Consider the following 26,266-nt stretch of genomic DNA (forward strand, 5'->3'; position numbering starts at 1 on the left):
TTAGTTTCCGGAAAGCGTGTCACAAGGCACAATTCTACTTTCAATGGCTGCTATATTATTAGGTTTAATCTTTATGCTTTGCCTACCGGAATGGGATTCATCTTTTGATACTTCCACACCGCCATAATTGGCAATTCGCTTTTTAAAATTGAAATGTCCGTCTTCACATTGGGTATCGACATCTTCAAAACTATCATATCCCATTTCCTGGTATCTTGAATTGGATGTTACAGCCAAGGGGAATGTATAGTTAAACCCATATTGGGCAGCAGAGTACCGGTCAAGGGCATCCTGATTTTCCAGTTCGGCACCATAAGGGGAGTACTCCGTTACTTCAGAGGCATAGGTCCAGGCAGGATCATTGGTTTCCGTATACCAATTGCCATTATAGCGATGAAAAGGTGTATGACTGGATAAAAAACCAGTATTTCTTGGGTTGGGATCCAAGCTTCCGTTTTCACGACTCGTTAAATAGGCATAAGAACTTTTGGCCCTCCAATCACCTTTTACGTTATAGCGGTACGGATTGAAGTCCTGACCGTTGTGGACAACAACATTTTCATTGGCATCAATGGAAATCTTAGGTAAGCTACATTCACATTGTGATGGCCAGGCATCACTGTATTTTACGGCATTGGTATTAACGACTCTATAGGTGTTCCAGTCATTGGAATTAAGGGTGTTATTATCAATGTTTTGGTATATGCCCAGTCCATCAGTCAATGGGTTTTTCATTGTGGTGACCGAAGCCATGGAAGCTGTATGGAAGTTTCTGTATCCCGACCTTAAGACCTTAATAGACTCTTCAGGACTTGATATAATCACACCGTTGCTATCCATAAGGTCAAAGGAATTATAACCATATTTCCCTACATTCACCACCCAATATTTAGTGTCCGTAGGCGTGCTCCAAACTTCATCTCCATCTATTAGGTAGGTATTGGCATTATCTGTTGCAAACCGATAATGGTATGTGGGGTCGTATGTAATATCGGTTTTCATCCCGAGATTATTACTAGCCTGTCCCATACCGTTATAGGCCCAATAGGCAGGATAGTTAAAATTGTAGTAATGCTCCTTAAACTCGTTCGTGGTTTCCGTTAATAAAACTTCCCCTGTCAAGGCATCGTAAACCAAATTCTTGGTCGATACCGATGACCCCAGGTCATAGGCGATTTTTTCTTTTAGAAGCCCCGTTTTATGGACCACTTTGGTTGTAGCGGCACTACGCATGGTATTTCTGTGGAAGGCAAAGTTTATATTGTTGATGGAAGGAGCAAAAACTGGAAATAATCCAAATATGGCTATAGCAAGATTGCCATCGGCGCCAAAACTCGTTACCAAACTTCTACTTGTCCTAAAATCATTGACCACATCATAATGGACTCCTATGGTTTCTTTAGAGGTTGTACCATTTTTGTCATAGACCTGAAGTTCATTTTCCAATTCACCATTGGTTTTTGTATGGTAAATGTATTCAACGGCAGAAATGGCGTCCTGATTTCCCTCTGACCGTTCAGGGTAAACCCGTTGCGATTTTGGTTTGCCGTCCATATCGTTAGTGATTACTGTGAATCCTTGCGATAATGCCAAGTGCCTGTCCTGGTATACGTTTAGGTTGAAAAAAGAGGCAATGCCACCGGTTATCCCGGTTCCTATTTCATTATAGTGGTCATCGATCATGGTATGCTTTGCGATGGTTGGAAAATCCTTGGAGGTATAAAATTCGTTGACGACCATACCTGTAGCGTGCTTCCCTACCTGTGCTGTAACCACCCCATTATCTTCCTGTGTTCTATCCAGGTTCTTTGCGGTAACACGGCTATAGGTTACCCGGGGAGCGGGAAAGAACGATGATCCCAATGGCCCTTCAACATAGTTTTTATCGGAGGGTGCCAAAAGTCTGTTCAAGTCATAATCTTCAAATGGAACAACAAAGGGGTTTTCCTTGCCGCCTTGTGGTTCGTAAGCTGCAACACCACTGGATTTGCCATCCAAGGTCTCATAGTTATATTCCTGACCATAGTTCATTCTGTATACGGGGTTATCATCATTATCCGTCATGACATCCCATTCATCATTCATTTCTATTTTGGTAACGCGTACGCCACCTCCCAGTTTTTTACCGTTGGGGTTTTGTAATCTTATCCAGGATTTATTGGGGACAAATGAGTTGGCGCACTTTTGGTTTCTTAAATAGCGATTGGGGCCTTGAAAAATTTCAGTGATGTTCTTTAATTGGGAAACAATATCGTCCATAATGCCGGCGACACTAAAATTGTCTTCAGAACCATTTTGACTATAGGCCAACCTGTTAAGATATGTTCTGGCGAACTGCCAAGCTGCTTTGGAGAAAGGATTAACTTCTAGTCCGCTGTCTCCAATGCTTACTTTTTTTACGGGTATAGCAACAAGTGTCGTCCCTTCCGTTGTATTTTGCTGAATGCTGTAGCCGCTATCTAGTTTAAAATACCCCGTTACATAATCGTATTTAGAGCTGGTATTCTTGATCATATTCATTAAAAAGCGAAAGTATATGACCTCATTTTGTAAATCACCAACATAGCGATCAATAAAGTCTTGGGCACTGATCAATTCATCGACTTCGATATAAATATGACTTATCTCTTTTGTTGAAGAATAGAGTGTTTTATCATTGGCATTTTGAAAATCAATACCATCTGTAGCTCCGACAAGTTTGAACATCTGAAGGGCCTTTTTATTTTGCACATATTGATAGTCATCCGATTCATAGTCCACATCAATAGTACCTCCAGAGGGCAGACCTATTTTAACTAATGACCAGGCTGCAGCATTGATATCCTCCATGGCTTTATCCTGTTCCACATATGGGAATTCCGAATTGGTTGTTTCACCAAAAATGCCACAATTGCCATCGTTGTCTTTGTGGTTTCCCCATAAATTGTAGCCCTTAATGTCATAATTGGGGTTATTGTTTACGATTTGACCATTGATGTTGAATTCTTTTTCATAGGTAAATTCATAGGGCGTATACTTTCCCATGTTCGAGCCCCTGTACGTAAAATATACCTGCTTTAGGGTTAGTTTCCCAGTATTCGAGTTTACACTGTTGGGAACCCCTTTGCACAATGAATAATCATATACAAAATGAGCCGTTTTAATAGGTTTAATTAAAGATGCTAAGTGATTGTTGCTGTTGTCATTATCTTCTAAGTACGATTGTCTTTCTTTATATTCTGGTTTGGAATAAAGTTCTATTCGGCTTAACCTACGCATTCTATTGCCTAAATTTGCACCTCCATTTTCTCCTGATACCCCTAAGGCATCATTTCTATTAACATTGGTATTGAAAATAGCCACATGCGTTTTGGTCTCAATTTTATCTATGTACATTAATTCCTTTTCACCATAGGTATAACTACCTGTCTGATCCTTGCTTAGGGAGTTCAAACCTTCGTTCAAAGTCGCCGTGTTTAATTCCACCGGCACTCTCCATTTATAATTACTATTGGTCTTTTTATAAATAAACTTGGTATAAGACCCTAAGTCATCATCCGTCGGACCATTACCAGTCAAATCTTCATAGTCTGAAGATAATACACTGCTAAGGAGATAGGTGTGTGCGTATGCCGGAGTGCTAACCCTATTAAAGAAATGATCCCTTCCACTTTCATTCTTCGTTGAACTCTCTTTACCCGAATAAGAGACTAACCCTGATTCACAGTCATAATTTTTAGCGTCGACAGCAAAAGTAGCTTCTATTTTTTTTGTATTGTATAGTGGTTGAAAATACTGGTAAGTAGATCCATCTTCATTAAATATGGAAATAGCCGTTGTATGATGTGACTTTGCCAGGGTATTGATTTTAGGCTTATTTTCCGTCGTATAATTGTTGGTAATGTTTAAAAGTTCGTCTTTGGTCAACTTTAGAATAGATTGTTTTCTAACAAGCCTTTGATCTCTTTTAATTTTTGAAAAGGTGGACGTAGGGGTTAATGGATCAATATTAGCAGGGTTGTCCACACCCATAAAGTACTTGTTGGGTATGGTTTTTTTATCCAGCATAAATCCACCAATGCCAATACGAACCGGTTGATAGCCCCCCATTTTATTGATAAATACATTTTGAAACTCTCTATCTACATTGGTTTCACCAATATTTTTAAAATATACGTTTTCATAGTCAACAGCATTTCCGTTTAATTGCTCTGTATAATTACGTCTTGCCCTATTTCCGTTTTCCCAAAGACCAGTAGACGAAATGGAAGGTGAAAACTTAAAATCGGCTCCTAATTTTACCAAATTCCCGGTGCCAAACTCTATGCCCAAGGATGTATCACTACTAAAATCCTTAACATACTTATCGAATACATAACCTACTTGCGATCTAAAAGGTCTAAATGAGCCGCCAATACCTTGCCCATTAATACTATAAACATCATAGGTGTAATTTGGAATGGGTAAGGTGGTGGTGTTCTGGCTTAGTGATCTGTCATTTTCCCTATTAAAATCCAAAACATCATGTTTTGAAGCTTTCTCGGTATGTTCATATCCAAATACTTTTTCAGTTGTAACTTTATCTTTCATTTTTTGAACCGAAGCATAACCATAGATTTCGCCTTGAAATTCTCCAAACGTAATTTCAGTGCCTAATGCTGCATTGAAGCCTATTGTTGTATTTAAGTAGGGGGGTCTTTTTGTTGGTGTAAACGTGTTATCTGCGAATAATAGCGTTGAGTTAGAACTTCCCGAAATACTTCCAGAACCTCCTAAAGCACTTTCCCTATTTTTGTTAATTGCTATACCTGAATTACTTCTATTAATAGTTAAATTTGTAATACCTTGTCTAGAGTTAAGGGACAGACCATAACTGGAATTAGGAGTAAAACCTAATCTATTACCTTCACTGTCTTTTAGTGTTTCACCGATACTTAAACTCGGTTGAACAGTAGCTCCCTGTGTGGTAGATGTGGATAGGTTCATACCTACAGAAACTTTATCCGACATCTGATAGCTTAATCCAACACTAGGTTTAAAGGTCAATCCTTGGTAATTATTATATTCTACACCTAAACTGGCTCCTGCTAAACTCAACCCTAAATCCTTACCCGCAACAGCAGGGTGTAATTTAAGGGATGCCCCAACGGTGATGTTATTCTTTATATTGTTTTCATACCTTATGGTATCTAGTTTTGTGCCATCAAAATCATCAGGAATCCCTCTTATTTGTCTATTGATTTGTCCTACGTTAAGGTTCCAGCCCAAACCTACCCAAGAGGCTTCCTGGTCCATGGTGACTCCAGAATTGTATGCCAAATTAATGGGATAGCCACCTATGTCCATGATAGGGATGTTGTAATTGAAATCTCCGGATGCCAAGTCCACCATATCTGAAGTACCGATTGGTGTAAAGGCATTGAATTCAGGTTGTGCAGGTCCACCGCCTAGAGCAAAAAGATTTGAAGGCTGTACCGTGGTCAATATCAATTGTATGGCCATGTACGAAGCGATAACTTTTGTAAACTTACTGGTTTTAATTCTGTGGATCATGAGATTATTATAGTTTTAGAGGTATATCTTTAAGGTTAAATTTGATGATGCCGTTACCGAACAGATGGTCCTGGTATACGAGCTTAATATTATCATTTGCAGGTATATCGTTAAAATAGAGCAGCAACCTTTTAAATGGTGCCAACTTAAAGTTGCGTTCAAAATGAAACCCGGAACAAGGAATGGTATCGTTGGAAGTCGTTACTACCGTAAAGTCCCTTTCCATATTAAATGCCATATACTTTACAGCATCTTCGTAGGTTTTATTGGTGTGCTCCGAAAGCAACAGGTCTGTTTTTTTAACGTGCTGGAACTCCACTTCAACGATCCGCTCTTCGGCATTGACTTTAGACAAAGAATCAACTTTCCTGTGATCATTCGGATGGTGTTTTAGGAGGTAATATTGCAGGGGAACTTCGGTGGCCGTGTAGTTGATATCATTGACAAATTGGTTAACCCGTTTGGACTTCCAATTGTACTGATCCAAGTTAAAGAACCGATATTCTGGTAGGGCGGTAATGTTGGTTGATTTTTTACATGAAAAAATCAATAAAAACATTAAAATCCCAAAACAAGGTAAATGGAAAATCCCCCTATTAATAGCCCTCATAAATTTAGTGTTAATAGTTCTTAAAACTACATAACACACTCAAATATGGACTGGGTTTTTTCCCCTAATTGTTTAGGTCAATACCCTAAATGTTACCCTCATATTTTTCGTTGGCATATCTTAATAGGTCATCGGTAATATCCAAGTCCGTTTTTCCAAACATTACATTACCATTGCCATTAGCACCCAAAACTATTTTTAGGTCTTTATGGTTTGCATATTCATTGACATAGGTATTGAGCCTGTCCCAGACTTTGGAATTTAAATTCTGATAAGAGGTATTTTGTGCTTCTTGGTAGGCCTTACTTTTTTGTGCGATTTCCTGCTGTAGGTTTTTATGGGAATCCGTTTCGGTATGGTTTGTTGACCGCAATACGGTATATAAACTATCCAGCGTCTTACGTTGTATTTCCATTTTTTGTTTTTCGGCAGCTGAAATGTCCCTGGTCATATTAAATCCATTAAAAAGTTTGGCATAATCCACATAAACAATGTGCTCGTTAGTGTTGGTCAAATAATAAATAATACCAAATGCGGCAATGGCTAAAATAAAAATCGAATTTATTGTAGTGTGTAACTTATTTTTATCCATAATACTTATTGTCTTTTAATTGTTTTTTGGTCTTTGTTGAAAGCAATCTTTAAGGAATCATCATAGGCTTTAATAAGCTTTATAGCATTAATGGTTTCATTCTCTCGGATTCTATATAATGTATTGTCTATTTTTAAAACAATCAGCTTGGTAGCATTGCCATTGGCCTTTACAAAACCATGATAGCTTATTGTAGGCCAGGTTATTGGTTTCTTAGAACTGGGTTTTGAAACGGATGTTGATTTTACTTTAGCTACTTTTATAGGGTTTGGTCTAGAAAAAGGTTTTGAAGCCTTAAAGGGGTCTTCATTTAGCAGTTCCAATTGAAAGGTATCCTTTGAAAAAGTAAAATCCATGTTGTTATTTGAAACAAAGCCGCTATCCTGATATGTCATAACAGTTTTTTTCTTTCCGAAAAACTTATAGATAACGGCTCCCCATACAATGACCAAGAGTACCATTAAAGCTGTATTGAGATATCTTTTATTCATCATTGAACGGTTATGGACCAAGCATTACTGTAGTCGCTTTGGTTGTTTGCTGCATCTTTTGCTTTTACCCTCCAGTAAAATGTACCTGTAGTATTGAAATCATACTGTACGGTATTGTTTGTTGTATCTTCTGAATGGACTATAGTATTAAAGTTTGCATCGGAACTAATCTCGATACTGTTTGTAATAGCCGAATTAACATTACCCGGATCTGTACCGTTGGTCCAATTGAAACTAACAGAAGACGTGAGGGTATCTTGATCTGAAGGTGAGGTTAGCGAAGGTTGATTGGGAGCCTCTGTGTCTAAAAAAACGGACCGTTGCGAATAATTGGTCTCCGATGATTCGTTAAGTCCTTTTACTTTCCAAATGTATTCGGCATCTTCATCGAAAAGACTATGTTTAACTGTTATATTTTCGGTTGTTATATTGGTTTCTTGAAATATGGTTTGTTCCCCTGCTAATTTTTTAATTAATTCAAACCTGTAGGAAGTTGTATTTGCAAGTTTTTCCCAAGAGAAAAAATTGATGATATTATTAGTGTAGATTTGTTCTGATGGTGATAAAAGCACGATACTTTGATCAGTTAAATCATCTGAGGCTACTGATGAAAAAACAACTGGAAACGTAAATGCGGTTTGGTAAGCAAAGTTTTCTCCCCTAACACGCCACTGATACGTTCCGGGGTTAAGTGTATATTGAAAGGTGTTTTGCGTGATTAAGGAATCAACTTCCAAAACTTGATTTCTTTTAATGATCTGGATACGGTAATTGTCTGCCCCTTCTATTGGGCGCCATGAAAACTGAACCACATTACCTTCTATGATGTTTCCTTCCAGAGGAAAGACAATCTGGATGTTATCGTCCGTAATTTCGTCTTCTAAAATATCGTCACATGACAGGATAAGCCCCAACAGACTTAGTATCACAATACTATTTATTGTTTTCATAATTCTGGAATATTATTTTTAAAAAAAGCATTTTAGTGTTATTTCTGTAATTTTTTTTACTGTATAAGCGGGTGCTTGCTACCCTTGAATACTTAAAATATTTCTCAATATCGTATAGGGTTTTAACCAAATCTTTATAAGCTCCCTCTAATTCTATTTGATTGGAATGGATCAAGAAATCATCATCTGCAAAAAGATGGACATCTTCAATGCCCACAATATTGACATTGAATTTGTTTTTTGAAATAAAATCAATCAATCGTTGTTGTACCTGTTCCGGTTTTTTGGTCTGACCTCCAATAAGCCTATCCAAATGCCTAACGTCGTGTTTTAGGCTATAAAGTTCATGGGCAGTATTGTCCTTATCCGATAACTGCTTGGTGACCATACTAAGCTCTTTTTTGGCAGCTAAGGTGTGTCTAAAGGTCTTTTTGTAAGATGCCATAAATAACAGGACAAAGCCAATTAAAATTGCATAGAACTTACGTTTATATGTCATGTGACTAAACAAAACTATATGATAATTTTTATGGTAAATACATTAACATTTTTGGTTTCTTGGATATAGTCATCAATACTGATTTTTTCTTTCCAGGTTAGCTGTTCCAGCTTTTTGACCCATTCATTAAAAATGTTATCATTAGTTACTTCTCCCTTTAGGATAATGGTATTAATAGTATAGTCAATTTTTTTTTCGGGCTTTATTTTTTTGGTCAATGGCATAATGTTAATAGCATTAAGTGTTATGCCTGGAAGTGTTGAATTCCCTATATCGGCTATATATTTTGTTATAAAGCTTTTGTTGTTCATGCCATTGTTCATTAGGATTTTTTCCTTTAATTCCTTTTTTTGCTTTAGTGCATTTATTTCCGAGAGCGTATTTTGGGTGATGGCGTGTCTGGTTCTTTTGTCTGATAGTTTTGAAGTGTAGCTATCCATTAGAAAATGGCTGATAGTAAGTGAACCTAATATAAAGGCAAGGCAAAAGATGCCAGCGACCCTAAACCATTTTTTGAATTTGTACTCCGTTTTACTCTCTAATAAAAAGTCCTGATTGAATTCAATGGATGGCATGGGGAACGTATAATCGAAAAATGATGCTAAAAGGGGGAGTTCCCATGCATCAAAACGGTCACCATTTATAATGTATGCCTTATTATCGATAGATCCATTTTTAAAACTTACCAGTTGGCCGTTTTTAATGTTTAGAGTAAGGTTTGATAAGGAAACGGTATCATCCTGTTTTAGGAACTTAAAAAGATTTGCCAAAACAAAAGGTCCTATAGACAGGTGTACTACAAAAAAACCCTTACCTTTAATTTGTTCAAGCAGACCATGAACATGTTGCCGCCTTGAAACCGAAGCAAAAACCTCACTATTTTGTTTGTATTCGTAAAAATAAAAATCATTTAGGTTGCCTTTAAACACCAATTCGTTTCTATACCCAGTTTTATTTTCAATGCTCTTATTTACGATGTTGCTACCATCAATATGCAATACTATTGGACAATCTTTTCCTAGGTGTTTCTCAATAATCTCGTCAAAATCTTCTGAACAGAATCGGTTTATAACAAATAACTCATCTTGCTTTAATTGAATTTCGAGCAATTTATATAATGATTGACCATTGGATGTTTGGGTTATTCCCAAAACATAATAATCTTTGGTCTTAAACTTTATACTATTTTTTATTTTGGAAATCATTTAATAAGTAACTGTAGGTTTAATAAAAATATGAAGTTTGGATTTTTCCTTTCGCTTCGTTCTACCACTAAATAACCATTTGATTAGTGGTATTCTTGAAACTAATGGGGTTCCAGTTCCTGAGTTTTCGTTTTCAAGTTCGTCCAGCCCGCCCAGTAATACCATTTCGTTATTTTTAACCCGAACCAAGGACTCAAATTTTTGCGTTGCTTTTCCTGGTGGGGCATCTTCACCTGCTCTTCCTAAAAAAGAACTTTTTTCTACCGAAATAGTAAGGGTGACGTTCTCGTCTTTAGAAACAAATGGTTTGATATTGATGCTTAAGTTAGCCTCAGTAGACTTCCACGTTCCCGATTGGAGAATATTGTTATTGATGCCCGAATTGATCAGTCTATTGTTCTGTTCAAAATAATAGCTGGTTTCTCCTATGGAAGAGGTGGCATCATGCCCGTTTAAAGTAACCAATTTTGGTGTGGATGATAGCTTTATGAGCGAATTATTCTCGAGTGCTTTCAGGTTCAAATAAAATTTTTCAGACACCTTCCCAAGGTTAACAATACCCAGACCATTAAAGGCGTCAATAAGACTGTTAACCGAATTGGCATTGAGAGATACGTCGGATGTTGGAAAAAGTACCCCTGAAGTAGGGTTGGGTTCAGTAGTTAAACCGGCCTGTATACCTGTTTGTATCTCATAGGATTTCCGGTATTGGACAATGATGACTTCAATTTGGATAACGGGAACAACGGTGTCTATTTCATAAATGTAGTCTTTAAACTCCTGAATATGGGTTTTTGAACCAGAGACCACAAAGCCGTTTAACTCTATAAACTCTTTTATTTCCAAGTTCTCTGTTAGGGCACTGGGTAAGGTCGTTAAAACATTTTCTATGGTACGGTTTTCCAACTGAACCAACTCTGCCATGCGTAACCCTTCCGTTCTGTGCTCTCCTATTAAATATAGGCCGTCCACAATCTTATATGTATAATTTTCGCCCTTGAAAAGGTGGTTAAGCAAGTTATCAAAAGTTATACTTGTTGCCAGCAAAGTGGAGTTAACTCCAACAGGCGTGTTGTACATAAAATAGTTGATATTCAGTTTTTCGGCAGCATCCATAATAATATCTGCCGCATCAGCCTCAAGAGCCTTAACTTTTAGAAAACCTTGTGGGGTTAGTTCGATATTGAAGTTGCCTTTGGCACCCTTAACTGGATTATTTCTTCCTGTTGTGGTACGTCTGTTCCTGTTGGTCTGTACATTGGATGTTGGAACTTGTTGCTGAGCAATATCCTTTTCAAGAAAATAGTTGTCGTTTTCGTCCTTGGAGAGAACAAGGCTATTTGATTTAGCCATCATTTCAAGAACTTCGTCGATTGGTCTGTTCAAAATATAGGCAGACACTTTTTCGCCTTTGATTTCAGGGGCCAGAACAACATTACGTTTGGAAGCATCTGTTATGGCTTGGGCAACCCTTGGCAAGGAATCGTTTTTTAGCTTTATGGACAAAAAATTGTTTTTATCATTAAATGAGACGTCTATTTTTTTTAAAGGTTTTGGTAGTTCAACAATGACTTCTTTTGGTTTTTCATTGAAAACCAAAATGTTGTTTACAACATCCACTTCTAGCTTATGTTTTTGGATCAGGAACAGGAACACGTCCTTAACATTGACATCATAAAAATTACTGGTTACCAATTGGTTAAGATTAACATCTACACTAATGTTTAATTCATGCTCTTCGGCTATGGCATTGATAAAGTCGTATAATGTTAACCCGGATAAATCAATCCTGACATTATCATTTAATCCTTTTTTGACCTGAGCAAGTTCATCAATTTTTTTGGTAAAAACATCAATCTTATTTTGTGAAAAACATAAATTGACAGAAAGAATAAAAATGATAATATGGAGAGGTGGCTTAAGCATAGGTTTATAAATTAATTAATAAGGGATAGATTTCCTCCAAGGAGGTATATCCTTTTAGCAATAGATCAAAGGCCTTATCCGATAATCTTTCGTTCTTGATAAAATTGGCCTGTTTGATACTATTATTTTTGATGGCTTCTGCTACATCCAATGTTATGGGAAGTATTTCATAAATGGCCCGCCTTCCTCTATAACCTGTGTAATGGCATTCGCTACAACCTATAGGAATGTGATGAGAGCTTATTTTTATATCTGTTTTAAATGATCTGGGTAAAACCAAAGATCTGAACTCTGTTTCTTTCTTACAGGATTCGCAAAGGATCCTTACTAGCCTCTGGGCTACGGATATATTTAAGGTTTCCGCTATTAAAAATGAAGGCACCCCCATATCTGTTAATCTTGAGATCGTTCCAATGGCCGAATTGGTATGAATAGTAGACAATACCAAATGTCCGGTTAAAGAGGCTCGAATGGCCATTTGTGCAGTTTGAGCATCCCTGATTTCCCCTAACATAATAATATCCGGATCCTGTCTTAAAAAGGAGCGTAAAGCAGAGGTGAAGGTTAGCCCGATATTTTCCTTTAATTGAACTTGGTTTATGCCTTTGAGGGTATATTCAATAGGATCTTCAACAGTAACAATATTACGTTTAATATCATTTAAATATTTTAAGGTTGCATATAAGGTCGTGGTTTTTCCCGAGCCTGTAGGTCCACTGATCAAAACGATACCATTGGTTTTTTTTACAGCTTCCAGATATAATTGCACATCATCCTTTTCCAGTCCAAGCTTGTTAATGTCCAAATGTGATGCATCCCTGCCCAATATCCGCATTACTACTTTTTCTCCATGATGCGTTGGTAGTATGGATACCCTGATATCGAAATCGTCGTATTCAATTCTTCCGTCCTGAGGCAATCGTTTTTCGGTAATATCTAAATTTGATTTTATTTTGATCTGGTTGATCAACTCCAGATAGTTTTCTTTTTTGATATGGTTCTTCTCAATAAGGTGCCCATCTATCCGTAATCGAACCCTGGCTTCATTTTCATAAACTTCAATGTGGATATCACTAGCATTTATATTTTTGGCCTCAAAAATTAGATCTTCTAAAAAATCATTCTTGTAAGACACCAATCTGGAATTATCACTATCATTTCTATAGTAAATAGAAAGTGTTTTTTTGATAGTTAATGCATTTACAGGCTCTAGTGTTATGGCTTTGTCAAGAATTAAATTTAGTTCTTGTATAATGGTATCTTGTTCAGGTACTCTGGTGTCATCGATATAAAAAACATGGGCATTTTCGGCAATTTCTTTTGGGATTATAGAATAGTAATTAGCAATCTCTGAACTTATGGATTGTTGCAATTCTACAGGAAGGTGAATATGTGTTAAATTTTCAGTGGACATCTAAAAAAAAGGATTTATTTTTAACAAATGCCTGTCTACAATAATCAGCATTAGAAACAGGGACAAATAGCCGGCAAGAGGAATTGAATTTATTTTTATCATCCATTTTAATCCAATATGCAGGAGTAATGAGAACAATAATCCGAAAATGAAAAACAGGATGAATGACTTAAAATTAAAAAGTGGTGTTACGGCGAGAAAAAAAACAATGTCCCCTAACCCTAAATAGGTGTCAATAGGGTTAATAAAATGTTTCTCTTTAAATGATAAGTACAGCATAAGTCCAAAAAGGTTGATCAAAACAAATAGGATATTGTAGGCAATATCCAAGAGTCGTAAATGGTTGGAGGTATAATTAACTACCAATGCGGCTAACAATAGACCAATTGGTAGCATAACATGTATAGCTCGGTTTTTAAAATCCTGGATGAAGACTAGCACCAAGACACCTATCAATATGATTGTAGCCGTCAACCCCATTAGTCTTTAACAATTTCTTTTAGCTGTCTATCCTGATCTATTTGCCAAGTATTGTAAATCCCATCCCCATCAAAATCCTGTAATGCCGTAGCGGTTACTTTAAAGGTATTAAGTGAAGCTTCAACTATCTCAATTTTATATACGGCCTGTCCTCCTTTATCTATGGTCAGGGCTTCTTCAAACCCCAATGCATCGAAATCGGAAGTGTATTTTGAGTGACGATAGAAATGGCTTTTTTCCAAGCCATGAACCATGCTTAGCATGTTCTGGGCCTCGATGGCTTTAGCACTGGAAACTACTGCGGTTTGGTTGGGAACTACTAAATAGATTAGTATTCCGATAATACAAAGTACTACTAAAATTTCGGACATGGAATAGGCTTTTAAATACCCTTTCCTGAAATGCTGTTTTTTAACTTTTTTTTTCATATACTGTATATTTAGTTTTCAAGAATTTTACTCAAATTGAACATTGGTGAGTACATGGCAATCATGATAAATCCAACAATACTACCAATTAACAAAATCATTACAGGTTCCAAAATGGTACCCATTAGTTTGGTCGAATAATCGACTTCGTCATTGTATTGTTTGGCCAAACCGTCGAACATAGAATCCAATTCGTTTATTTGTTCCCCGATATGGGTCAACGATATAATTTTAGAAGAGAAAAAATTATGTTTACCTAAACTTTCTGCCAAAGTTTCCCCTTTAAGTACATCGCTCTTGGCATGGGTTAAAGTAACCTTAAGGGGGTGGAATGAAATCATCTTTTCGGTTAGTTCCAAAGCAGTAATTAATGGTGCTTTGGCCGATAACAACAAGCTAAATGACTGACAAAATCTTGCCAGATATACTTTTTTGACCAAGTTTCCCAAGTAAGGTATTTTTAACAATACTTTAGCCAGAAACCTTTTATAGGTATCTTTGTTTTTTAATAGTTTATGCCCGATAAAGGCAACCAATGCAACACCTACTACACTAATTAAAATGGTGTTGAAATGATTGGAAACATCAACCACAAATTGTGTTATTTTGGGTAAGTCCTTGCCGAAATGCTGGAATACCGATGAAAACATGGGAACTACAAAATTTAGCATAAAGTACAGGACGGCCAAAGTTATTGCCAGCACAAATATGGGGTAGGCCAGTACAGAAATGACCTGACGTTTCATTTTGATCTTCCTAGAAAAAAATAATTGCAGTTGATCAAATATCTCCGATAAACGTCTGGTGTCTTCTCCTATTTTTATACTATGGTACTCATAAGGGGAAAAGTAATTGTAATTGGCAATAGCTTCATGTAATGACTTTCCCTTGACAACGTCATTGTTGATCTTTTTATAAATAGTCTTTAAAAATTTGGATTTCTGTTGATTGGTTAGAATTGTCAAAGCCTGATTGAAATCTACGCCTGCCTTTATAAGCGTTGAAAATTCCCTATATAGTTCCTCCTTCTGCTTGTCGGAGATTTTTTTGAATATTGGCAAGGAGAAGTTAAAATCTGTTTTTAAAAGATCTTTACGCTTATTGGTCTTAATGTTATATGTAGCAGCTTCAATTTTCATTAAAATATGTGGCATTTATTATTTGGGCATTATCTTTTTTTAAAAAATAATTGGTCTCTAGCTTGTCGCCAAGAATGTTAAGCGTTATTCTTAAAAAGTCATTATTGTTCTTTTGATAAGGAAATCTATAATGCGTCACGGGAATGTTGAACGTATCTATTTTAATAGTGCTTTGTCTTGTGATATGTTGCTTGTTTATGGCGTACCTTATTGTACTTTCATCATAATTATTTAGAACAAGTTTATCTTCCAGAACATAAAAATCATTGGCTTTATGTATATCTCCCAGTATTGTTGAATTGAACAGGTTATATTCCAACACCTGTGTGTTTTCATGACTCAAAAGGGATAATTGCTTGTTCATTACATTGAACAATGTATAAGTAGTACTTATAATAATACCCATTAGCATAAGCCCTATTAGTGCTTCTAAAATGGTAAAAGCATTTAGCCGTTTATTCTTCATGATAGGGTATCAGTTTTTTACTGGTATAGGTCTTATCATTTATCTTAATGGAGAATGTTATACTAGCCGTGTTCTCCAGTTTATTTGTTTCCACTTTTTTGTCTATGGTATATCCTTTAAAACTATAAGAGTCATCCTCATAATCTTGTTTCGAAATATTTTGCTCCACAATGGCATTTATTTTGTGCTTTGCAGCAAAGAATAATAGGGGCTTCTTTAATCTTACAACATTTAGATAGACCACAAAGGCCACTAAAGCACATATAGATATTATCGATATGGCAATGACCGATTCGGCGATGGACGAAGCTTTTAATATTTTAAAATTCTTTAACAATGGCATAATTATCTTGGTTCATGGTTTTATCGAATAGGTATGGCCCTACAAAATTTTCTGGGAGGCTGTCCCTGTTTATTGTTGCATTAAGAATGATGTTTTCGTAGTTGGAAGATTTGGTTTTAAGGTGTATCCCATTGGTATAAATACTTCCTATAACCGTACCCTTTATTTGGGAGCTACCATTGCAATAAACGGTTCCGACCACCAATGCGTTTTCATAAAGAGTTAGGGTTCTATTTGCTACCCCAAGTTTGGTTTTGCCATTTATCACGATACCACCTATTACCTTTGAGTTTTTATTTATGTTAATGGTTACAGGGCGCTCATCTATACTGTTTAAGTATATACTTGAAGGATAATATAGCAATACATCCTCTTCAAGATTAACCCGCTCACTGGCAAGAATTTGGAGATTCCCTTTGAATCCCGAGGACACACCGACTTTTGGTGCGACTACCAATACATCCTCTAATTTGGCAGTATGGTCTATTTGAAGTGAGTCTTTGGAGATCAGTACAATATTGCCTTTTAAAGAGATGTCCTTAATATCTAAAGTGCCATTGACATCAATTACTTTAGTTTCTTGGTCAAATTTGTTGATTATTGTAGTATTGGTATCGAGATGTTTAAAGAGAGTCGTTTTACTATTGGAATAATCAAAAACCGGTTCTTTTTCTAGTTTGGGGAATTTGTCTTCGGACTTTTTTTTAATCCCTATTTGTTTGACATTATTTCCATTGGCTCCATTTATGTAGGCTTGATCGACTTTTCCATTGGGCACATAAATTTGGCCTAAAATTTTAGTGTTCCCCGATAATTTTAACGGCTTGTCATAATCCGTTAAGTATAAGGCCAAATTATTTTTAGATGTGTTTTTTTGCCCAACTAATGCGATCTTGGAAATAGTGTCCTTATTACAAGGTGTCCTACTAATTAGAATATCATAAAACCCCCAATGTTTTTTCTCTAAATATGATAAAATACTATCATCGAAAACATCAAAAGGCTCTATTTTATTATAAGGTGTTTTTTCAGAATTGCCTAAAAAATAATTAAAGGCTGAAGTGTTTCTACTTATGGCTTCCTCATAGTAATGTAATTCATCATTTATATAATTTTGGTAATGGGAAATCAAAACCAAGACTCCCATAAAAACAGAGACAATCAAACAAATAAATATGGCATTAGTGAGTGCCCCTCCATTTATATAAATCTTCTCTTTATTTTTATTTGATATTGTATTTTCCAATTTCTAAATATGGTTGATGTTAATTTTTGAAAAGGCAACTAAACCTACAAAAGATTGATATAAAACAATTGTGGTTATGCCTGTCAATTGTAGAGGAGATTCATCTAATTATTACAAAATTGATTTAAAACTAGAAGTACTCAAATGAATCCTTTTTCCCGTGCAAATTCCAACAACCCCCGGTCTCCTTTATCCGTAATATTAAAAATTTCTTTCATTAGGCGTTTCCTTCTATCCAATGCGGTTGAACAGAGCGGGATAACACTTGGTAATTCACTCATTTTAGTGCCTTTAGAAAGTTCAAACAATAGTTTTCTGTCAATATTATCAACAAAAAAGTCGTGGGTCGACTGTTTACGAAAATTCTGGATAACGGTTTGGCTATACTTCGTAGATCCCGAAACGACCGTTTTTATAGAATCTATTAATACTTCCATGGTTAGATCACTTTTTATCAATAGCCCATCTGGGTTTAGGTTTTTCATGATACTCGATGTTCTATAGGGGTTCCCATGACCAGTTAAGACAATTATTTTAATATGCCCAAATACTCTTTTTAACTTAATGCCCAAATCTTCGCCACATAAAAAATTACCTTTTTTGGATCTCGGTAACCGTATGTCCAATAAGGCAATATCAATACGATCCTTGGTCTTGGCTTTATTGATTTCTGATATTGCATCATCACAATTGTGGGCAATTTTTACATCAAATAAAATACCTATGTTAACTGAAACTGTTTTTAATGCGGTTAGGTAGGAATCTACAGTTAAAGGCTCATCTTCTATTATTAAAACCTTGAGGGATGGATTCATAATGCATGACTTTAAATTGTTAAGTGCTATTAATAATTCTAAATCCTTTATGAGGGTTATAGCCTAAAATGTTACGGACATACTAAGCCTTAAATATGGAAATTTTTTAAATTTTGATTTAAAAGGGAGCGAAAAGTAAGAAATAAAATTAAAAAAATCAATTATTTCTTACAAATATAACTTTTAAATGGTTTTTGTTTTACGAAACGTGAACCTAATAGTATATTTTATGTGCTGACAAATAATCAATGAAATCATAAATTAGGCTGGTTCATAAACCAGTTTTTCCAATTGTAAACCCAGATAAATGTATTAATGAAAAACTAAATTATACTAATTTTAAGTGTAGCTTTTAGTGGATGGTACGGTTCTATGAGCAGAATGGTAAGTTTTGAGTGCAAACGTTAATTTAATCCTACTTCACTTACTGGGGATAATGACTTGATCATTTGCTGTACATTGCTTAAATAAGACTTGCTAAAAGGAATATGATGATGGGGTTTTTTAATGGTACATTTTGAGTTTCCATAGCTTACTTTTGATACCCAATTGCAGTTTATGATATAGCTTCTATGGATCCGTAAAAAGTTTTCCGGTAATATGGATTCAAATGTTCTGAGTGTTTTAAAGCCGTTTATAACACTGCCATCATCCATATGAAAATCTGTGGTATTGCTATCGGCTCTTAAAAATAGAATCTCATCAACGTTTAAATACTGGTAATCATTATAAGATTTTAAGCAAATGGTTTTACGTACTTTAGTAGGATGTTTTTTTTTAAACTTGATAATTGCCTTTCTAATATCTAAATCAATGATGGGACTAATTAGGTAATCAAAAAAACCCATTTTAATGGCTTCATAAGATTTTTCCTTGGAAGTGGAAATAGCTATTAACTCGGTGTCGTTTTTTAAATACTGCTTTAACTCATTTACCAATCCAAAAGGGGTGTTGCCGTTAATGGTCATGTCGATATTGATGAAAATTAGGTTAGGCATATCTCGCAATATCACATCCATGGATTCATCATGGTTTTGAAAATAGCCAACACAGTTAAACTCTGGAAAATCACTTATAATGTCGATAATTTTATCAGCTATCACAGATGAGTTTTCAATTATTAGATAATCAGTCAAAATCAATAAAATTTATAGTGCAAAACAAATTTATTTAGTAACAACTGAACCAAAGTGAGGTTTTGCCCCTATTGTTTTAGTGTAAATCACCCAAATTGAAGGAATTAAAGGGATTTGGTAAAAAATTAAGTTAATTTTATTCTAGATATTGTTTTTATGAAATGAGCCATAACAAGAAGTTGATACCAACCGAAATGATTATTGGCGAATTACATCTGACCTATAAAAAACAATAAAATATAAATAGATGAAAATTGACTTTTTATAAATACCCTTAAACGGGTAATATTATGAAAATCGTTTTTTAACCAAAATTTTAAAATCAGATTAAGGTTTTATGTATACAACAGAATTGGAATATATCCTAGCTGCAAATAAGAAGGCAATGGAATTATATAAAGTGTCCTTGGAAACCCTAATGTTTTCAGGTAGATACGATTTTATGGTTTTCAGGTTTTCCGAATGGGATGAAGTGTTAACGGATTTAGAGGAATGGGACGATTATGTGTCCATAGATGAAACGACTTATCATGCATTATATGGTAACTTGTGTATAAAATTCAGGGAACTCATCAAATATCTTTAAAATCAAGGTCAATGATTTATAACTGAAATAATCTATTTTATAGTAATAAATAAAACATGGCTTAGTAATAAATAAAACATGGCTTGGTTCAAGATTATTTAAAGAATATAAATTGAAATTTCTAAAATGTACGGTAAAACGCTAAATGGTTTAGGGTAATTTTTATACTTTTAGACTATGTTTTATTTCTTGAGCCCTAACGATTTGAAAAAATAAATTGAAATAAGTCATAACAATTCTTGATGCCAACAAAGGCGTTAATTGAAAAATATAAATTAAAAACCATATCATGAGACCTACACTTTTACTATTGCTTTTTTTTATAAGCCCCTTGTATTCACAACCCTGGGAAGAGGTACAGAAAAACATTTCATCGAGTCCAATGGCCAATGAACTTTTTGGTGATGAAGTTTCGACTGATGGGAACTATATGGTTGTCGGTGCTTATGTTAGCACATATGATGAAAATGGCCAAAATTATCTATTAGGTGCTGGAGCAGCTTATATTTACGAACGGGATACAAATGGAAGTTGGGTTTTTGTTCAGAAAATTGTAGCGCCAGATAGAGCGGAGGGAGATTACTTTGGAAATTCAGTTTCTGTTAATGGGAACTATGTGATTATTGGGGCATATCACCATTCTCTAGATGCATCTGGTCAGAATTTCAAAGGAGGGGCAGGTGCAGTATATGTTTATAAAAGGGATATCAATGGAAACTGGAATTTTATACAGAAGTTAATTCAGTCAAACAGGAATGCTGGGGACAATTTTGGTAGGTCCGTTACTATTAATGGAAATTTTATATATGTAGGCGCAATAATACATGACGGCGTTGGTGCGGTAGCACAAAATGCAGGTGCTGTATTTCAATTCGAAAAAGACGAGTTTGATGTATGGCAGGAAAAACAGGTTCTTGAAGCTTCAGATAGAGCAGGTTCTGTAAGCTACTTTGGTGAAAACGTTGCTGTGAGCGGTGATTATTTAGCTGTAGCTGCAATTAGGGAGGAAAAAGATGCTGCTGGTCAAAATAATGTTGAAGCCGCTGGAGCAGTATATGTTTTTAAGCGCGATTCCAATGGTATTTGGCAAGAAACTCAAAAGCTGGTTGCCTCAGACAGAGCAATAGATGATCAATTTGGTTGGAGCTTATCTATCAACGGAGATATAATAATTGTGGGTACACCTTTTGAAGATGAAGATGATAATGACAGTAATACTTTAAGCGATTCAGGTGCCGCTTATATTTTTAAAAGGGATACAAATGATATTTGGCAACTAGTAAAAAAAATGACCGCTACTAATAGGAGTGTCGACGATCATTATGGTATTGCGGTTGGCATAAGCGATGAATATATTTTTGTTGGAGCAGATGATGATGACGAGGATGCCAGTGAAATGAATTCGATCCCTAGTTCTGGCTCAGTTTATGTTTATGAAAATGATTCAAACCTTTGGGGTAATGCCCAAAAGTTAGTGGCGTCCGATAGAGCACTTGGTGGTGAATTTGGGGGAGCACTGTTTGTTAATAATGATGATTTGGTTGTTGGAGCAAGATTAGCCTCAGATAATATAAACTTTATAGGAGCCGTTTATTCATTTGAGATTTCTCCAGGATTAGGGATTTTCGAAAATACATTTGGTAATGTAATAAACATATTTCCCAATCCCAGCAGTGGCCACTATAACTTGGAGTTAGGCGAGAATTTTTCCAATATTAAAATATATATAACAGATGTTTTAGGAAAACAAATATTTAACAAAGATTATAAAAATACAGATAGGATTAATTTCAAAATTAATGGAACCAGAGGTGTTTATTTTGTTAGCGTTCGAACTCCAGATGGAAAATTTGTAACCAAAAAGGTGTTTAAAATATAGAACTTAATAGATTTTCTTTACTAAATCCGTTGTAACCATTAAAGAATTACGACCTTCCGATTTCTTCATAAGGCCATTAAAATTAACCATAACACTAAAAAGACTTTTGAGGTTGAGTTATACAACCGTAAAAATTTGTAATAATCCGTTTAATCTTATTTTTTTACCAATCATCAGAAATATTGTATAAATTTCAATGAATTTTATTACTTGTAGCTGAGAATATGAGATAAAAGGTTTAATTTTATATGTTCTCAAAATAAAAATACATTTAAATCAATCAATCCTAGTATTGGGGTATCTAGGGCGGTAAAAGTTATCCTTGCCTGTTTATAATATGAGATATACCCCAAATTCCAAAATCAAGTTTCCACCTTTTTTTATAACCTTATTTTTGATATTTCTGGCTCATCATTGGAATTATGCCCAAGATTCCCTTGCCAATAAATCATATCTAGAATTGGGAAAGCTTTCAGATGACGCCCTTTACAATGGGGATTTGGAACGACTTTCCATTTACAGAACCTATTACCTCGACAAAGCAAAAACAGAGAACAACAATCTGGAAATGGCCCGTGCCTACCAATATTTTATTACCTGGGAGGATTTGGAAACCGACCTAAAATATTGTGATTCCGTAATAGAGGTTACCAAAGCCAGTGACCATGAAGCCTACCCAACCAACGGCTATTTGCTCAAGGCCAATCAGTATTATTACAGTTCCGATTTCGAAAAGGCCATCGGCAACTATATCATTGCCAGTGAGTGGGCTGACGCTAAAGGTTATAAACCATTACAGATTGAAGCTTCAATGGGCATTGCCGCTATAAAGAACATCTGGGGCCTGCACGAAGAAGCACTGGAAATCTACAAAACCAATTATTCAGACGTAACAAGTACCCCAAACTACATGGTAGATCGTTATGATGATTATATCCTGTTCGCCAATAATCTGGCCCTGGCCTACATCCGGAACCATAAGCCCGATTCCGCCTTGGTCGTATCAAACAGAGCCATGTCACAGGCAAGATCGATAAACGATACCCTTTCCTATTATGATCTGGGAAAAGTACAGGCTACGGCCAATTATTACCTAAAGAAATACCCCCAGACCCAGGATTCCCTGTTAAAGTTCCTATCACATTATTCAGGGCTGACGCTTTCCGATAGTTATTATATGCTGGGCAAGATAGCCGACTACCAAAATGACCATTCCCTAAAAATGGATTATTTCAAAAGAATAGATTCGGTCCATCAAGCGATCCAGGATCCATTTCCCGAGCTAAAAGGGGTATATAACGAACTGTACCAGGATGCCGGTAATAAAGGGGACAAAGACCGACAATTGTACTATATAGACCAATTGATAGCCGTTGACAGCACATTGGACATGAACTATACAACGGTTAACAATAAAGTGCGGTTGGAATACGATATCCCTAGGTTTAAAAAAGAAAAACAACTACTGACAACCGAATTAAAAAATAAACGGCAACAATTACAGATATTGGCCATAGTTTCGTTTATAATATTGGCAATACTGCTAGTCTATATCAACCACAGGCACCGCAAATTCAAAAAGCGATTGCAGCAGCTATTGGACAATGATCCTGTTGAAACGACTGAACCGAAACCCAAAAAAGAAAAACCTGCCCTGGACATATCCGAGCATATCATAAATACCGTTTTGGAGCAGTTAAAACAGTTCGAAGCCGATAAAGCCTATCTAGACAAGGACATAACGCTCAATTCGCTGGCAAAGGCCTTCAATACGAATTCATCCTATCTATCCAGTATCATCAACCATTACAAGCAAATGAATTTTTCAAGTTATTTAAAAGACCAACGGATCATCAATGCCATTAATAGTATCAAGAAAGACCATCAATATTTGAAATATTCCATTAACGGACTGGCCGATGAATTTGGGTTCATAACGGCGGACTCCTTTTCAAAGGCCTTTAGGGAAAAGACAGGGATCAAGCCCTCCTATTTTCTGGGCAAGTTAAGGGAAGAGAACAGTACATAATTTCCCCCAATTTATAAATGCGGGGCACAGTTACAAGGATTGCAAGAAGTGCTTTGTTACATTTAACCTGAAATTAATCCAATAAATATTAAATATCATGAAGACAAAACCAAAACAAGAACAATTATCGTTAAAACATTACAGAAAAAATGAAATCAAAAATCCCGAGACCATTTTAGGAGGAGTTGCAGATGGTCCAATTGAAAGGGATAAAATTAGGAGGGCTACCGTAAGATAATCCAGTCATTTTTTCAGCACAATAGCCTCAACAGGGAGGTTTTGTGCTGGAATTCAATTATAAACGCTCCATATATGAAATACACTAAAATACTTCTTTGCACAATAGCAATCACCTTTTTGGGTTGTTCAGGGTTTACCAAGCAAAACCATTTTCAGGATTATCCGCAAACCGATAAATCTTCAACAGAAGACAATTATTACGGTACGGTAATCAAGGATGAATACAGGCATCTGGAACATTTAAAAGATACTGCCGTTGTACATTGGTTTAAGGCCCAGGATGCCTATGCTGAGAAGCATTTAAGTGTCCTTCAAGATCAGAAAAGGATAGCCAGCCAAATTAAGGGCTACCATAGTGAAGGACGCCCATCGGTTTCCAATATCAAATATTCAGATAATGGCCATGCCTTCTTTCTAAAAAGTGAAGGAAACGATCAGGTTAAAAAACTGTTCTACAGGCAACGGGAAAGTTCAATTGATGTTGAACTTTTTGACCCCTCAACATTCCAAAAAGACCTGATCCGAGAGTATACAATAAGTTATGTACAACCATCCTGGGAAGGGCAATATGTACTGTTGTCCCTGTCCTATAACGGAATAAAGGGATCAGAACTTATTACCATAGATGTAAAAAACAGGAAACCGTTACCAGAGATCATTACCCATGCAGAACCCGAATACTATCTGGGCGTTTCATGGCTTCCCGATTCCAGTGGCTATCTGTATCTCTATATCCCGGAATTAAACCCTGATGATGAAGCTTATATGCTTAATTCCAGTACGGTACTGTACAAATTAGGGGAAGACCCCAATAAGCGACATATTGTGTTTTCGGCGGAATCGGACCAGTACATTACCAAAGAAGATATCCCAATAGCCAGAGTATTGTCTAAGAACGATAAGTATATCATAGGGTACAAAGCCTCATCAGAGAATTATTGGTCGGCCTATTATACGACCATTGAAGATTTGGAAACTGAAAATATGCATTGGAAACCTTTTTATGGTACCGATGAAAAGATTTTTGCCGACTACGGCTTTTTTATGGAAGATGCATTTGTTTTCGTATCAGGTAAACATGCCGATAACCGTACCATATCAAGTTTTGGCTTAAAAGCGGAACCCCCGTACCAATCCAAGGTTTTAGTGCCGGAAAAAAAGGACGAGGTGATCAATGTATTGAACGTAGCCAATAACGCCCTGTACTTTACCACATCCCGGTTTGGGGTGGAAGCCAATCTGTATGAATATAAAGATAATCGGGAAACCAAACTTAAACTTCCATACCAAGCAGGGGCCATTGACCTGTACAGCAGTTCAAAGGACAGTCCAAACCTCTATGTCAATATCGATGGTTGGACCACAAACTATACCCGATACATCTTCAGCGGAGGCACGTTTAGCCTGGATCCTTTATCGAATAACAGAACCTACCCTGAATTTGACAACCTTATAGTAAAGGAAATTCAGGTCACCTCCCATGATGGTGTACAAGTTCCCCTGTCCATAATTTACCAAAGCGATATAGAATTTAATGGACAAACCCCAACACTGATATATGCCTATGGTGCCTATGGAGAGTCGCTCACACCATACTTTTCGACCATATTCCTTAATTGGGTGAAAAACGGAGGGGTGCTAGCCGTGCCCCATATCAGGGGCGGTGGTGAAAAAGGAGATTCCTGGCATGAACAAGGGATGAAAACCACCAAACCAAATTCATGGAAAGACCTTATTGCCTGCACCGAGTATTTGATCAGCAATAAATTTACCTCAAAGGAAAAAACCGTATTGTACAGTAGCAGTGCCGGAACCGTCGCCACCGGAATGGCCATGGTAGAACGACCAGAGCTGTATAAGGTATTTATAGCAGAAGCCCCAATGCTCAATCCGTTGCGTAATGAAGCCAGGAGCAACAATGCCAGCAATTATTTGGAGTACGGTACCACAAAGGATTCCACAGAATGTATGGGGCTTATCAAGATGGATCCCTATGTCAATCTAAAGCCAAAATCCGAATACCCGGCCGCTTTGGTCATTGCGGGTTATAACGATTCCCGTATAGACCCATGGATACCCGGTAAATTTGCAGCTAAGCTACAAGCGTGTTCTACTTCAGGGCTTCCCGTTTTTTTGGACGTAAACTATAACGTGGGCCACGAGGGCGGTGATACCTTTGAGGAAACTATAGCCACCTACTCACGTATGTTCGCCTTTGCCTTCTGGCAGACCGACCATAAGATAAAAGACTAGCAAAGTG

The 26,266-nt window shown here is 36.3% G+C and carries 21 protein-coding genes; 5 read left to right on the plus strand and 16 right to left on the minus strand.

Translation table 11 applies throughout. The features are described from left to right. From DFQ02_RS12915 to DFQ02_RS12995, 16 genes are all read right to left on the minus strand, one after another. Positions 1-5,532: a hypothetical protein gene (locus tag DFQ02_RS12915; protein ID WP_147297780.1), complete on the minus strand. Its 5,532-nt coding sequence runs from the start codon at positions 5,530-5,532 to the stop codon at positions 1-3. Between the two features lie 7 nt (positions 5,533-5,539). Next, positions 5,540-6,142: a hypothetical protein gene (locus DFQ02_RS12920; RefSeq protein WP_147297781.1), complete on the minus strand. Its 603-nt coding sequence runs from the start codon at positions 6,140-6,142 to the stop codon at positions 5,540-5,542. A gap of 85 nt (positions 6,143-6,227) precedes the next feature. Continuing rightward, positions 6,228-6,734: an OmpH family outer membrane protein gene (locus DFQ02_RS12925; RefSeq protein WP_116524867.1), complete on the minus strand. Its 507-nt coding sequence runs from the start codon at positions 6,732-6,734 to the stop codon at positions 6,228-6,230. 5 nt (positions 6,735-6,739) lie between these two features. Next, positions 6,740-7,228, minus strand: coding sequence for a hypothetical protein (locus tag DFQ02_RS12930; RefSeq protein ID WP_147297782.1), 489 nt, complete (start codon positions 7,226-7,228; stop codon positions 6,740-6,742). Beyond that, positions 7,225-8,175 carry a fibronectin type III domain-containing protein gene (locus tag DFQ02_RS12935; RefSeq protein WP_116524869.1) on the minus strand — a complete coding sequence of 317 codons (951 nt, stop codon included), beginning with the start codon at positions 8,173-8,175 and terminating at the stop codon, positions 7,225-7,227. The genes DFQ02_RS12930 and DFQ02_RS12935 overlap by 4 nt, the downstream gene beginning before the upstream one ends. Then, positions 8,159-8,620, minus strand: coding sequence for a hypothetical protein (locus DFQ02_RS12940; RefSeq protein WP_147297783.1), 462 nt, complete (start codon positions 8,618-8,620; stop codon positions 8,159-8,161). Before DFQ02_RS12940 ends, DFQ02_RS12935 begins: the two co-directional genes overlap by 17 nt. 68 nt (positions 8,621-8,688) lie before the next feature. Then, positions 8,689-9,879 (minus strand): hypothetical protein, encoded by a 1,191-nt coding sequence (locus tag DFQ02_RS12945; RefSeq protein ID WP_116524871.1) that lies wholly within the window; start codon positions 9,877-9,879, stop codon positions 8,689-8,691. Further along, on the minus strand, positions 9,880-11,805 hold the full coding sequence (locus DFQ02_RS12950; protein WP_116524872.1) for a type II secretion system protein GspD: 1,926 nt from the start codon (positions 11,803-11,805) through the stop codon (positions 9,880-9,882). Between the two features lie 4 nt (positions 11,806-11,809). After that, positions 11,810-13,219, minus strand: coding sequence for a GspE/PulE family protein (locus DFQ02_RS12955; RefSeq protein WP_116524873.1), 1,410 nt, complete (start codon positions 13,217-13,219; stop codon positions 11,810-11,812). Positions 13,220-13,698: 479 nt separating this feature from the next. After that, positions 13,699-14,127, minus strand: a complete 429-nt coding sequence (locus tag DFQ02_RS12965; protein ID WP_116524875.1) for a type IV pilin protein — start codon at positions 14,125-14,127, stop codon at positions 13,699-13,701. An 11-nt stretch (positions 14,128-14,138) separates the two neighbouring features. After that, positions 14,139-15,281, minus strand: a complete 1,143-nt coding sequence (locus DFQ02_RS12970) for a type II secretion system F family protein (protein WP_116524876.1) — start codon at positions 15,279-15,281, stop codon at positions 14,139-14,141. Continuing rightward, the gene (locus DFQ02_RS12975) at positions 15,256-15,732 is read right to left on the minus strand and encodes a hypothetical protein (protein ID WP_116524877.1); all 477 of its coding nucleotides are present in this window, start codon (positions 15,730-15,732) and stop codon (positions 15,256-15,258) included. The genes DFQ02_RS12970 and DFQ02_RS12975 overlap by 26 nt, the downstream gene beginning before the upstream one ends. Further along, complete coding sequence (locus DFQ02_RS12980) at positions 15,722-16,075, minus strand: hypothetical protein (protein ID WP_116524878.1); 354 nt, start codon at positions 16,073-16,075, stop codon at positions 15,722-15,724. The genes DFQ02_RS12975 and DFQ02_RS12980 overlap by 11 nt, the downstream gene beginning before the upstream one ends. Then, positions 16,053-17,321, minus strand: a complete 1,269-nt coding sequence (locus tag DFQ02_RS12985; protein WP_116524879.1) for a hypothetical protein — start codon at positions 17,319-17,321, stop codon at positions 16,053-16,055. The genes DFQ02_RS12980 and DFQ02_RS12985 overlap by 23 nt, the downstream gene beginning before the upstream one ends. Before the next feature lie 140 nt (positions 17,322-17,461). Beyond that, complete coding sequence (locus DFQ02_RS12990) at positions 17,462-18,136, minus strand: response regulator (RefSeq protein ID WP_116524880.1); 675 nt, start codon at positions 18,134-18,136, stop codon at positions 17,462-17,464. Positions 18,137-18,540: 404 nt separating this feature from the next. After that, positions 18,541-19,272 (minus strand): LytR/AlgR family response regulator transcription factor, encoded by a 732-nt coding sequence (locus DFQ02_RS12995; RefSeq protein ID WP_116524881.1) that lies wholly within the window; start codon positions 19,270-19,272, stop codon positions 18,541-18,543. Positions 19,273-19,657: 385 nt separating this feature from the next. Here DFQ02_RS12995 and DFQ02_RS13000 point away from each other — a divergent pair, with 385 nt between their 5' ends. The 5 genes from DFQ02_RS13000 (at position 19,658) to DFQ02_RS13015 (ending at position 26,259) form a co-directional block, all read left to right on the plus strand. Then, on the plus strand, positions 19,658-19,858 hold the full coding sequence (locus DFQ02_RS13000; protein ID WP_147297784.1) for a hypothetical protein: 201 nt from the start codon (positions 19,658-19,660) through the stop codon (positions 19,856-19,858). Positions 19,859-20,147: 289 nt separating this feature from the next. Next, positions 20,148-21,737, plus strand: a complete 1,590-nt coding sequence (locus tag DFQ02_RS13005) for a T9SS type A sorting domain-containing protein (protein WP_116524883.1) — start codon at positions 20,148-20,150, stop codon at positions 21,735-21,737. 460 nt (positions 21,738-22,197) lie between these two features. Next, positions 22,198-23,766, plus strand: coding sequence for a helix-turn-helix domain-containing protein (locus DFQ02_RS13010; protein ID WP_181896422.1), 1,569 nt, complete (start codon positions 22,198-22,200; stop codon positions 23,764-23,766). 97 nt (positions 23,767-23,863) lie between these two features. Further along, entirely contained in the window at positions 23,864-24,004 is a 141-nt protein-coding gene (locus tag DFQ02_RS15235) for a hypothetical protein (RefSeq protein ID WP_181896423.1), read from the plus strand. Between the two features lie 74 nt (positions 24,005-24,078). Then, entirely contained in the window at positions 24,079-26,259 is a 2,181-nt protein-coding gene (locus DFQ02_RS13015; RefSeq protein WP_116524885.1) for a prolyl oligopeptidase family serine peptidase, read from the plus strand. Positions 26,260-26,266: the final 7 nt, after the last annotated feature.

The sequence above is a fragment of the Seonamhaeicola aphaedonensis genome, from assembly GCF_003386195.1.
Classification (GTDB): Bacteria; Bacteroidota; Bacteroidia; order Flavobacteriales; family Flavobacteriaceae; genus Seonamhaeicola; species Seonamhaeicola aphaedonensis.

What these genes read in the sequence shown, in the direction of transcription:
- DFQ02_RS12945 (WP_116524871.1), bottom strand. Translation starts at nt 9,879, where the DNA reads ATGATTTCCAAAATAAAAAATAGTATAAAGTTTAAGACCAAAGATTAT.
- DFQ02_RS12975 (WP_116524877.1), bottom strand. Translation starts at nt 15,732, where the DNA reads ATGAAGAATAAACGGCTAAATGCTTTTACCATTTTAGAAGCACTAATA.
- DFQ02_RS12980 (WP_116524878.1), bottom strand. Translation starts at nt 16,075, where the DNA reads ATGCCATTGTTAAAGAATTTTAAAATATTAAAAGCTTCGTCCATCGCC.
- DFQ02_RS15235 (WP_181896423.1), top strand. Translation starts at nt 23,864, where the DNA reads ATGAAGACAAAACCAAAACAAGAACAATTATCGTTAAAACATTACAGA.
- DFQ02_RS12935 (WP_116524869.1), bottom strand. Translation starts at nt 8,175, where the DNA reads ATGAAAACAATAAATAGTATTGTGATACTAAGTCTGTTGGGGCTTATC.
- DFQ02_RS13015 (WP_116524885.1), top strand. Translation starts at nt 24,079, where the DNA reads ATGAAATACACTAAAATACTTCTTTGCACAATAGCAATCACCTTTTTG.
- DFQ02_RS12915 (WP_147297780.1), bottom strand. Translation starts at nt 5,532, where the DNA reads ATGATCCACAGAATTAAAACCAGTAAGTTTACAAAAGTTATCGCTTCG.
- DFQ02_RS12920 (WP_147297781.1), bottom strand. Translation starts at nt 6,142, where the DNA reads ATGAGGGCTATTAATAGGGGGATTTTCCATTTACCTTGTTTTGGGATT.
- DFQ02_RS13005 (WP_116524883.1), top strand. Translation starts at nt 20,148, where the DNA reads ATGAGACCTACACTTTTACTATTGCTTTTTTTTATAAGCCCCTTGTAT.
- DFQ02_RS12925 (WP_116524867.1), bottom strand. Translation starts at nt 6,734, where the DNA reads ATGGATAAAAATAAGTTACACACTACAATAAATTCGATTTTTATTTTA.
- DFQ02_RS13000 (WP_147297784.1), top strand. Translation starts at nt 19,658, where the DNA reads ATGGAATTATATAAAGTGTCCTTGGAAACCCTAATGTTTTCAGGTAGA.
- DFQ02_RS12955 (WP_116524873.1), bottom strand. Translation starts at nt 13,219, where the DNA reads ATGTCCACTGAAAATTTAACACATATTCACCTTCCTGTAGAATTGCAA.
- DFQ02_RS12965 (WP_116524875.1), bottom strand. Translation starts at nt 14,127, where the DNA reads ATGAAAAAAAAAGTTAAAAAACAGCATTTCAGGAAAGGGTATTTAAAA.
- DFQ02_RS12970 (WP_116524876.1), bottom strand. Translation starts at nt 15,281, where the DNA reads ATGCCACATATTTTAATGAAAATTGAAGCTGCTACATATAACATTAAG.
- DFQ02_RS12950 (WP_116524872.1), bottom strand. Translation starts at nt 11,805, where the DNA reads ATGCTTAAGCCACCTCTCCATATTATCATTTTTATTCTTTCTGTCAAT.
- DFQ02_RS12990 (WP_116524880.1), bottom strand. Translation starts at nt 18,136, where the DNA reads ATGAATCCATCCCTCAAGGTTTTAATAATAGAAGATGAGCCTTTAACT.
- DFQ02_RS12930 (WP_147297782.1), bottom strand. Translation starts at nt 7,228, where the DNA reads ATGATGAATAAAAGATATCTCAATACAGCTTTAATGGTACTCTTGGTC.
- DFQ02_RS12940 (WP_147297783.1), bottom strand. Translation starts at nt 8,620, where the DNA reads ATGGCATCTTACAAAAAGACCTTTAGACACACCTTAGCTGCCAAAAAA.